Annotated in this window: 2 protein-coding genes; one reads left to right on the top strand and one right to left on the bottom strand. The window is 65.7% G+C overall.

Translation table 11 applies throughout. From position 1 onward, the window contains the following. On the bottom strand, nucleotides 1–449 hold a 449-nt coding region (locus ACE3S9_RS19485), incomplete at its 3' end, for a nitroreductase family protein (RefSeq protein WP_374548132.1). 186 nt (nucleotides 450–635) lie between these two features. Between ACE3S9_RS19485 and ACE3S9_RS19490 the strand changes: the two genes are divergently transcribed. Beyond that, the coding region (locus tag ACE3S9_RS19490; RefSeq protein WP_374548133.1) for a PfkB family carbohydrate kinase at nucleotides 636–1513 on the top strand (878 nt) is incomplete at its 3' end.

Genomic DNA, 1513 nt, shown 5'->3' on the forward strand with positions numbered 1-1513 from the left:
AATCCGGCCATGGCGCGCGTGGTCCAGCCCAACAACCGCGCCTGGAACGCGAGGCTGGCCCAGGCCGCGCCGGTATCGAAGGAGGCGCTGGCCGATTCGATCGGCGCGCTCTGGCCCTGCGGTGTGAAGCGAGCCTTGCTGGCGACCAGCACCAGAGCGGAGGCCTCGCCGGCCCATCCTCGGTTGTTCTCGCTGAGGCAGGCGAACAGCTTGTCGAAGGCCGCCTCCCCGCGCCGCGCGTAAGCGAAGCGCCACGGCTGGGAATTATAGCTGGAGGGCGCAAAACGCGCCGCCTCGAACAAGGCGAACAGGACTTCGTCCGGGATCGGCTCGCCGGTCATGGCGCGCGACGACCAGCGGCCGATGAACAGCGAGGACACCGGGGTTTCGGCGGCGCGCTCGCCAGCGTTGGAGACAAGGGAGACGAGGGAGGAATTGGGATCGGCCATGAGCTTGGTGTCCTGACGGGGTTTTGCAAGCGACATCGCGCAAGCAGCGACGCGGTTCAAGCCCCGGGCGGCAAGGCCCGCCTTGCGAAAGCGCAGGCGCGGCTTTAGCCGGAGACAAGGCGCGGATTCTGTGAATAAATCACGGAATCAAGCGCGCCTGGCGCCCTCCCGTTCGAAGAGCCTGCCGTGACAGCCCTTTTTGTCGGACATTCCTATATCGACATGACCATGATCGCCGATTCCATGCCGACCGGCGACGAGAAATCGGTGGCGCGGGATTATGCGGTCTCCTTTGGCGGCAACGCGGTCACCGCCGCGTTCGCCTGCGCCCGGCTGGGCGTCCAGCCCGATCTGCTGACCACGCTCGCCGACGACTGGCTCGGCCAGATGTTCTGGGAAATGGCGCATAAATACGGCGTCTCGCTCTATCCGCGCAAAGTGGCGCGCTCCTCCCTGTCCTTCGTCCTGCCCAAGGGCAACAAGCGCGCCATTCTGCGCGCGCGCGACTCGCATTACCTGCGCCCCTTCATGAAGCTCGACGTGTCAAGCTATGAGGCCCTGCATCTCGACGGCCATCAGGCCGACGCCGCGCTCTATTACGCCAAGGCTTTCCGGGAAAAGGGCCTGCTCACCTCGCTCGACGGCGGCGCCGTGCGGACCAATACGGAAGAGGTTCTGCACAATATCGACGTCGCGGTGGTGTCCGAGGCTTTTTGCGCGCAGCTCAAGCTGACCGCGCTGGAGACGCTCGGCTATCTGGCCGCGCGCGGCGTGAAGATCGCCGCCGTGACCGAGGGCGAGCGCGGGCTACTGTGGAGCGACGAGGACGGATTGATCTCGCGCATGGCGGCGCTGGCCGTGCCGGAGGATAATGTGCGCGACACCTCCGGCGCCGGCGACGTGTTCCACGGCGCCTATCTCGCCTCTTATCTGCAGAACCGCACCGCGCGCTGGGCCGAACATTTCGATTTCGCCCGCGCCGCATCGGCCTATAAGGTTCAACATCTCGGCAATGAGGCCGGCCTGCCCTCATTCGACGACATCGCCGAAATGCGGCGTCTCTA

The organism is Rhodoblastus sp. (assembly GCF_041915505.1).
In the GTDB taxonomy this organism is placed as follows: Bacteria; Pseudomonadota; Alphaproteobacteria; order Rhizobiales; family Beijerinckiaceae; genus Rhodoblastus.